Genomic DNA, 9,465 nt, shown 5'->3' on the forward strand with positions numbered 1-9,465 from the left:
ACTCTCCTTACAACCATACCACCCAGTGAGCCATCTACCACTCTATGGTCATAGCTATGTGATAGGAACATTTTGTGTCTAATAGCTATGGCATCGCCATGCGGGGTTTCTATAACGGCTGGTTTTTTGACAATTGCTCCCAATGCCAGGATACCTACCTGGGGTTGCATAATGATAGGCGTACCCATTACGTTGCCAAATGAACCAACATTTGATATTGTGAATGTGCCTCCGGATAACTCATCAGGTGTTAGTTTATTTTCACGAGCCCTTCTGGCGAGATCATTTACTTTTTTTGCCAGACCGGTTATGTTGTACTGATCAGCATTTCGGATTACAGGTACAATCAGGTTTCCTGAAGGCAGGGCTACAGCCATACCAATATTGATGTCCCTTTTCTTGATGATCCTGTCACCATCAACCTGAACATTGATCATTGGATAATCTTTGATGGCTTTGGTTACCGCCTCAATGAAAATTGGAGTAAACGTTAGGTTGTCACCTTCTCTTTGCTTGAATTCATTTTTCTTTCTGTTTCTCCAGAAAACAATATTTGTTACATCAGCTTCCACAAATGAAGTAACATGAGGTGAGATACGTTTGGAATCGACCATTCTGTCCGCAATCATTCGGCGCATGCGATCCATTTCAATGATTTCATCTCCAGCACTAACGGAAACATTTACTTTTTGTGGAGGCCTTGTTGTAGTCGTTTCAGCAGAAGGTTGTGCCTGAGGTTGCTGCTGTGCCTGTGGTGTAGGTTCTGAGCCTCTTGTTTTAACATATGAAAGAATATCATTCTTTGTAACCCTTCCCTCTTTGCCAGAGCCGGGAACACTTTCAAGTTCGGTCATGGAGATACCCTCTTCCTTGGCTATGTTTTTAACAAGCGGGGAATAAAACCTTCCGGAAACAGGTTCGGCCAGCTTTACTGCACCATTAGAAGAGTGGGACTCTGCAGCAACAGGCTCTGCTTTTGACTGTGCCGGTTTATCTTCTTTGGCAGCAGGTGCCGCTGATGTAGATGCTTCATCACCGTCAGTTGCAATGATAGCAATAGGCTTTCCAACCTCTACAACATCGCCATCTTTGGCCAAAATTTCTTTAAGTACACCGGCATGGGTTGACGGTACTTCAGTATCTACCTTGTCTGTAGCCACCTCCAGTACAGATTCATCCTGCTCAATGGTGTCGCCTTCCTGCTTGAGCCATGTAAGCACAGTGGCTTCCATAATACTTTCGCCCATTTTGGGCATTATTAGTTCTACTAGTGCCATTTATCTTGTTAGGTTTCGACTTTCCGTCCTTAAAATTAACCGCAAATTTAGGATTTTACTGCTTTATCTCAATCGATTTCGATAAACTTATCCTGATTAGATTTAATAATGCAACTGCAGTAGCCTGTATGTTGATATCCCTGTCCTTCCATAACTGTAATTTGCGGGTAATTGTTTGTTCTCCATCGGCATAAGCAATCCAGACCGTGCCCACTGGTTTGTCAGGGGTGCCACCACCTGGCCCTGCTATACCACTGGTAGCGACGCCAATGTCGGCATTAAATCTTTTTCTTACCAGGTTGGCCATCTCATAAACAGTTTGCTCACTTACTGCCCCATGATCCAGTAATGTTTGTTCGTTTACCCCTAAAATGTCAATTTTTAAACTGTTGTGATAAGGGATAACAGAGCCCTGATAGTATTGAGAGCTGCCTGCTATACTGGTTATCTTATGAGAAACATAACCACCTGTACAGCTTTCTGCCAAAGCAATAGTTTTATGCTGGTCTAATAGCATTTTACCTACAACCTCTTCTATCTGGTCTGTATCATATCCGTAGATATATTTGCCAGCCAGTTTGTGCAGATCCTGAATTAAACTCTCAACTTCCACTTTCAATTTGTCAAGATTGTCTCCAATAGCAGTCAGCCTCAGTTTAACCTGTCCCATGCTGGGTAAGTAAGCTAATTTAATATGCTCAGGGAGGCTATCTTCCCAGTCTTTGATCATTTCTGCCAGCCACGATTCTCCAATGCCGATGGTTTTAATAATTTTATGAAAGATAATATCGGTTTGGAAAACTTGCTGTAATTGAGGGATCACCGTGTCGGTCATCATCTTTTTCATTTCATGAGGTACTCCTGGCATAGAGACGAAAACCTTTCCATTTCTTTCAAACCACATACCGGGAGCCGTGCCAAGTTTATTGCTTACCATATCGCAACATACGGGGAGGGCAGCCTGCAGGCGGTTAACTTCTGTTAGCTCCAGTCCTTTGCTTGCAAAAAAGTTAGATACTTCCTGTAGCGCAGCTTCATTCATTGCTATTTCACACCCAAAATACTCTGCTAAGCAAGGTTTGGTCAGATCATCATTAGTGGGGCCAAGGCCACCAGTGATGAGTACTATGTCTACCCTGGCTTCGGCTTCTTTAAAGGCAGTGAGAATGTCTTCCCTGGTATCACCGACAGTAGTTTTTCTGATAGTTTTAATTCCAATTTTGTCGAGTTCGGCGCTCATCCATTGAGAATTGGTATCCAGCAGTTGACCATAAAGTATCTCATCTCCAATGGTTAATATTTCAGCTTTCGTTTTGTTCATAAAATGTTAAACGATGGTTTATGTATTTGTTTCGCTAAAATAAGTAAAAATGAATGAGGAGATCATGATTATAGGTTATGAGCGTAGAGGTAGAGATGAATTATCAATTTTATTAACGGGTATCTTTTCTTAAATTGGATTAAAACTAACTGAATAATACATTGAAAAAGCTTACCATACTTACAGTCCTTATAGCGATGCTTGCGGCGTGTACCTCATCTCAAATCAACAAAACTATTGGTGATATTAATAAAGCTTTGGGTGAAGAGTCCCTTTCTACAGAGCAGGTTGTTGCCGGCCTTAAAGAAGCTTTAATAAAAGGTATAACTACAGGCTCGGCTGAAGCATCAAAAATTGACGGCTACTTCAAAAATCCAAAAATAAAGATCCCCTTTCCTCCCGATGTGCAACGAGTTGAAGAAAAGCTTAGGCAGATAGGTCTTGGAAATGAAGTTGATAAGTTTGTTATGACACTAAACAGGGGCGCAGAAGATGCAGCGAAGGAGGCAAAACCAATCTTCATAAATGCTATAAAGTCAATGACCATTCAAGACGCTTGGGGAATATTAAAAGGCGATGACAACGCCGCAACCCAATATCTGATAAAAACTACCTCTGTGCAGTTAAAGTCCAAATTCAAACCTGTAATTAAAAATTCACTGGACAAAGTAAATGCAACAAAATACTATGGAGATATAGTAACAACCTATAATAAAATACCTTTTGTTGATAAGGTAAACCCAGATCTTGATGATTATGCTACGGATAAAGCTATTGAAGGGCTATTTTATCTTGTAGCGCAGGAGGAGGAAAAAATTCGGAAGGATCCTGTAGCGAGAACTACTGAGTTGTTGAAGAAGGTTTTTGCAGCGCAGGATCAATAATGTGCATTGCAGGGTGAGAGTATAGATTGTAATTATTTTATTGTTATATTTTTGGTAATTATAGTTTAATAACTTTCTGAAGTTAATAAGCCTGTCTGCTAATGGATGTTGCTGGATTTTAGAAGTTTATGGCGGGAAGTGTAAGGTGATTTCATTGTGAAATTAAGTTTATATGACGATTGAATGATGAGGAATCTTATCAAGGAATAAGTCTTAATAAATATTGCGATATTGTCGATAATCTTACACTAGAGTAAATTTTATAATTAAATTATTACATTTGTTTTTTAATTATAAAACCAACTGAAAACCATGAAAAACACCTTTGCAGAATTCGTTAAAAATTCATTATTGGCTTTAACCTTACTTACAATTGTGTCAGTTTTTTCATCATGTGGAGGGGATGACGATGGAGATCCGGAACCTCAACAGCCTACTATAACCAGTATAGAGCCTGCCAAAGGAGAAGTAGGTGATGTTGTAAAGATTACTGGTACCAACTTCAGTACTACTGTATCAAATAATAAAGTTAGTTTTAACGGAGTTGAGGCTTCAATAACATCTGCAACAGCAACAGAGATTAAGACAACAGTGCCTGCTACAGCTACTACAGGAAAGGTCACTGTTACAGTTGTAGGAGTGGATCCTGTAACCAGTACCTCAGACTTTGTGGTGTTTGATTGCTCTGTCCTTACCCTTACTTTGACATCGGGAGGCTACAGCATTGAAGCAGAAGCCAGTGGAGGTACGGCTCCCTATGAATATGCACTTGATAATGGAAGTTACCAGTCCGAAAGCAGCTTTGATGTAGATGCAGTTGATCATACAGTGAAAGTAAAAGATGCCAATGGATGTGAGGCAACAGCCATTATTACTGCGGCAACTTTAAAAACCTATACCGATGAGCGTGATGGACAAACATACAGTGTTGTTAAAATAGGAGATCAGGTGTGGTTAGGAGAAAACTTTGCTCTTAATACTAATACTGCTGATTCTACATCGTCATGGTGTCCTGGAGACGTTGCTGCTAATTGTGATACATACGGCAGACTGTATACATGGTATGTTGCATCGGAAATGGCTCCTGAAGGATGGAGATTGCCTTCTCAGGCTGATTGGGAAGCATTGATTGCAGAAGTGGGGGGAGAGGCAACTGCTGGAAAGGCCTTGAAGGAAGGCTCCTTTGGATTGCAACGGGCAAGTTATAGAGATGAAAATGGTTCTTTTGGAACGTTAGGGGTCGTTGGGCAATATTGGTCGTCACAAGTTGATCCTGATGACAATGCCTTGATGATCAATTATGAAATATCTTCTTCCGATGCGATAGATAACTATTCACTGTTAGGGAAAGTAGCAATAAGTGTTAGGTTAATTAAGGAATAAAGCTATGGTAAAGTCTTTGCTGCTTATAAGCCTAGGGGTATTCTTTTTTGCAAATGCCTTTGCTGTGGCACCTGCGGTAGATTCAACTTCAACAGAACCTTTAGAAGGTGCGAAAATAGCAGTTAGAGATAATATAATTGTTATACCTTATACCGCGAACTTGAGGAATTTAGATGATAGTTCGCTTGATGATAACAATGCCGATAATTTAGTTACAATATCTCTTAACGGTCAGTTAATAAATACTGGGTTTGATGTTACTATGAATGGAGGTAAAAATAAGTTCATTATAACTTTTAGCGATCTTCTCTCGCCAGGCTCCAGTTATAGTATAACAATTGATTCGGTAGAAAACTCCTCCAATGAACCCAGTGGAATTTTTACTCTTAATTTTACCACGGGCAACTTGGCCAGTATAGACAATATTACTGCTTCCAACAAAGTATGTGTGGGGGGAACGGCTAATTTGGGTACTATTATCATAAGGGAAGGATTTAAAGGGAATTTTTATGATGAAAGTGGGCAAAACTCACATCAGGATTTAAAATTGACTTTGCCAAATGGGTTCAGTTTTAATTCAAGTGGCGGCAGTATAACCGTTAATAACGGTGGTTCTTCGGATATAGTTGTTGACGCAGCTTCTTTTGGTTATGAGGATTTTGGTGGAGTGGATGTTTTGTTTATTGGTTTCAAACATAGTGATGTTTCAGGCTTAGATTTTTTAGATGTAATTAAACTATCAGGAATTAAAGTGAATGTTGCGGGAAACGTTGCTCCTGGTACTTATAATATTACATTAGCGAATGTTGACTTCTCATATCCTGGATTGGCCGTGAATGACATTGTTGGTACTATTACGGTTAGGGCAAATGAAACAATAAACCTCAGTCATAATGGCGCAGGTAATGCCTCATCAGTAACTATATGTTCTGGAGATGAAGTGATTTTTACGCCATCCGGGGGAACCGATCCATATAAGTTTTATAAAGAAGGCAGCGCAACAGTGTTAGCTACTGGGGCAACTTATGCCACCACAACTTTACAGGATGGAGATAAGATTTATGCAGTATCCTCAGGTAGTAATACTACTTGCGCAGGAACAAGTGGTAGTATTGCAGTTACAGTAACACCTAGTACTCCCCCGGTAATAACTCTGACCGATCTTGTAACTAGCCAAACCAATACTGTTCAGGATGGGCAGACATTTGCCATCCCTGTTACTTCGGTAGGTATGGGACTTTCATCTGATCAGACCGGATCGTTTTCTGGTGTGGGAGTGAATAATGATGATGAGTTTTTGATTAATAATGTAGGTAAAAAACCAGGGCTCTATGAAATAACCTTTACTAATGGTCAACCCTGCAAACCTGATGTTGTATTCACTTTTGAAGTTTTTGATAACTCAAGAAATCAGATTTTAGGGCTTCAAAACAATGGTATTTGTTACGACGCAGTAAACCTGATTCCGATAGGATGGTTAGGTGAAGGCGTTGAAGGAGATTTAATGGGTATTACTTCTACGCCAAACATTCTTACAGGAAGTTTAAATTCGGACTATAACGGAGGTCTTTCCAGTGGGTATTTTATCGACCCTGATATGGTGCGTAATGTTTTGCAGGTCGGAGAGGAAGTCGTGATAAATATAGAGTATGAGGATAATAGCAACTTAATTCAAAATGTGGAGCAAACAATTGAGGTGCAAGGTATTCCTGAACTTGAAATTGTGTTGGCAGGAGAGTTGCCTTTAGAGGAAAGCTATTGTCAGAATGCTTCTTCCATTAAAATTGTTGGTAATCCATTAGGTACAAATGATGTGGTAAAGACCTTTAGCATTTTGGATCTAAATCAATCCGATAATATTAGCGATGCAGTAACATTAACTGATTTAACCTTCTTTTTTAATCCGGCTGATGCCCCTAACGGAACGCCCAATGAAAACATACTCACCTATAATAATGATAAAGGTTACGTAGTTGTGTATGAATATGTCAGTGAGTTCGGTTGCGTTGCTGAGATGGCAGACACCATCCAGGTGGTTCCTTTACCGGAGCCACTTTCTGTTGTTCCTTTGCAGTTTGATTATTGTATGGGAGACGATGTTGGATTCGTAAAAATAGACAAGCCAGATACCGTAGATATTGCGTGGTATAACAGTCAGGGCTTTTTGCTGGCAGTAGCTGATAGTTTAAACCCAGGAGTCAATACATCCTTTCCTGATGTGTTTGATTTTGCTGTAAGACCGCAAAATGCTGATATTGGATGCATAGGTCCTGCGACCACTCTTTCTATTCGTGTTGGGGAATTTCCAAATGCCAGTTTTAACTTTTTTAGCAACTGCTCCGCGGATAATAAAGTAACTTTTAACAGTGCAAAGTCGCAGGGTGGTTCTGCACTTAAAGATAGTATCCAGAATGTCTATTGGAAATTTCATGACCCAGATATTTTTGTTCAGGCTACAGGTGATCAGATAAGTCATGAATTTCCTGAGGGAGGAGTTTATGAAACTTCCCTTGTGGTGGAGACGGCGCTTGGGTGTGCAGATACTTTAAATCAATTCGTTTCTGTCTTTGAGATTTTGGACGCTGCCGTTAACAATAAAGTTTACCTTGAAACCTTTAATCTGGATGGTGGTGGCTGGATATCTTCTCGCGAAAATAATAATGCAAATGGGTTAGCTACCAATAGCAGTTGGCAAATAACCCAAATTAATAACAGTCCTGCATGGGTTACAGCTAATGATACAACCGGTGTTTTTAATGATAATGAAGACTCTTGGGTTGAAAGCCCTTGCTTTAACCTCGACATTTGGGACAAGCCCAAAATAGATATGGATATCCGGTACTTTACAGAGAAGTTCGAAGGTACTACATTACAGTATACTATTAGTGATGACGCTATTGCAAGTGGAGAGGTACAGTGGCAGACATTGGGAGAGATTGAAGGAGGGATTAACTGGTTTAACTCAGCAGGTATTGCAGCATCTCCTGGAGGACAGACTATAGGCTGGGAAGGAGGCACCGAAGAGTGGAAAAAGGCACGAATATCTTTGGATGAAATTAAGGAGGAAGCGGGAGGCAAACCCGTAAGGTTTAGGATTGCATTTGCCAGTCTTGAACTTGGTGATGGAAGGGAGAATAATTATGATGGCTTTGCGTTTGATAATTTTTCTATAAAAGAGCGTAACAGAATGATTGTTCTGGAGCATTTTACCAATGTAGGAGCACAAGGTAATGAGTCTGAGAATGAATATATAGACGATTTTACAAATGCCCGCCCTCTCGAGTCCATTAAAATCGAATATCATACTTCATACCCCGCTTCTGATCCGGTTTATTTGTTGAATAAGGCTGATCAAAGTGCTCATGCTCTGGAGTACGGGGTGAATGAGGTGCCAAGAACCGTAATGGATGGAATATTTGGTGTAAAGTATAGGAATGACCCATTTAGTGTAGACGAATGGGGAAAAAATGAATATACTAAACGCACCATCATCGATGCTCCCTTTAATCTGGCTATTTCAGATACTGTAATTACCGGTGGCAGCAATCAGGGAAGAAATGATGAGGGCTTAAAAATTGATATTGCGATTACCAAGAACCCAACAGTTGATACTATTTTTTCTCCGCTTGTTCTGGAAATTGGAATACTCCAGAAAAGTTTTGAAGCAGATGGAAGAACTTATCACAATGTGCTGAGAAAGCTTGTGCCGGATGCTTCAGGAACCTACATTTATGGAGATTGGCTCCCCAATGATATATCTCGTACAGAAACCGTCACGCAATACTGGAGTCCTGACTTTGCTTATAATACAACAGATACATTTTTAATTGTTGCATATATTCATGATACGCACTTATCAAAGACCAAAACAAAGGAAATATATCAAGGTGCGTATAAGGAAATAAAAGTGCTTCCGCCGCCAGCGAAGGTAACTGGGTATGAAAGAGAATTAGCAAACGGGATTAAAATATACCCAAACCCATCAGAAGGTGATGCCACGCTGGCCTTTGACCACCCTTTAACTGAGGATAGTGCAATAAGAGTTTATTCCTCGGCAGGATTGTTAGTATATGAAGGCAATATGACGAAAGGTGTTAAATCCTTTAAAATTCCTTTGGAGAATTGTCCTGCAGGGCTCTATATTGTTTCTTTTTATGCACAGGGGCAAATGAACAAACTCCCTCATATCTTGCGGTAAGCTTTTAGACCATGACGAATGTGGGAGTAAGAATTATGCACCAGCTTTAATAATTATTAAATGAGTATCTCTATTCCTGAGCAGACCAGAGGGTTTTGACTGTTCAATTAACGCAGCAATCTATGATTCAGAAAGAGCTTTTCCAAACAGAGTTGTTTTAACTCTAAAATGGAATTTTAAGATCACGTCTCTTTCTAAATCCCTATGAGCGGCCCAAAAATTCCGAACTCGGTTTGGAGTGGCACATGAATATTAGTTCTCAACTAATATTCAAGGAAGCTCTACCACAAACAAAGGAAAACTTCCGCGTTCTGTATTGCAGCAGAACACCAGCCCGTTATCACTCCCTGCTACCCTCTGCAATACAGGTACTTAGGGTCACCTTGAAAATAGTTAAATGAC

Annotated in this window: 5 protein-coding genes; 3 read left to right on the forward strand and 2 right to left on the reverse strand. The window is 40.1% G+C overall.

The window, feature by feature from the left end; translation table 11 throughout:
* Positions 1 to 1,277 (reverse strand): dihydrolipoamide acetyltransferase family protein (locus E1163_RS05805; protein ID WP_155170451.1); only part of this gene is annotated, 1,277 nt, incomplete at its 3' end.
* A 55-nt stretch (positions 1,278 to 1,332) separates the two neighbouring features.
* The gene (locus tag E1163_RS05810; protein ID WP_155170453.1) at positions 1,333 to 2,598 is read right to left on the reverse strand and encodes a competence/damage-inducible protein A; all 1,266 of its coding nucleotides are present in this window, start codon (positions 2,596 to 2,598) and stop codon (positions 1,333 to 1,335) included.
* A 197-nt stretch (positions 2,599 to 2,795) separates the two neighbouring features.
* Here E1163_RS05810 and E1163_RS05815 point away from each other — a divergent pair, with 197 nt between their 5' ends.
* The 3 genes from E1163_RS05815 (at position 2,796) to E1163_RS05825 (ending at position 9,063) form a co-directional block, all read left to right on the forward strand.
* Entirely contained in the window at positions 2,796 to 3,482 is a 687-nt protein-coding gene (locus E1163_RS05815; RefSeq protein ID WP_185155981.1) for a DUF4197 domain-containing protein, read from the forward strand.
* A 312-nt stretch (positions 3,483 to 3,794) separates the two neighbouring features.
* A complete protein-coding gene (locus E1163_RS05820) occupies positions 3,795 to 4,865 on the forward strand; it encodes an FISUMP domain-containing protein (RefSeq protein WP_155170457.1) in 1,071 nt (356 codons plus the stop codon).
* 4 nt (positions 4,866 to 4,869) lie between these two features.
* Positions 4,870 to 9,063 carry a T9SS type A sorting domain-containing protein gene (locus E1163_RS05825; protein WP_155170459.1) on the forward strand — a complete coding sequence of 1,398 codons (4,194 nt, stop codon included), beginning with the start codon at positions 4,870 to 4,872 and terminating at the stop codon, positions 9,061 to 9,063.
* Positions 9,064 to 9,465: the final 402 nt, after the last annotated feature.

Source organism: Fulvivirga kasyanovii, assembly GCF_009711405.1.
Classification (GTDB): Bacteria; Bacteroidota; Bacteroidia; order Cytophagales; family Cyclobacteriaceae; genus Fulvivirga; species Fulvivirga kasyanovii.

Coding starts and splice junctions, on each gene's coding strand:
- E1163_RS05815 (WP_185155981.1), top strand. CDS start 2,796: ATGCTTGCGGCGTGTACCTCATCTCAAATCAACAAAACTATTGGTGAT.
- E1163_RS05820 (WP_155170457.1), top strand. CDS start 3,795: ATGAAAAACACCTTTGCAGAATTCGTTAAAAATTCATTATTGGCTTTA.
- E1163_RS05825 (WP_155170459.1), top strand. CDS start 4,870: ATGGTAAAGTCTTTGCTGCTTATAAGCCTAGGGGTATTCTTTTTTGCA.
- E1163_RS05810 (WP_155170453.1), bottom strand. CDS start 2,598: ATGAACAAAACGAAAGCTGAAATATTAACCATTGGAGATGAGATACTT.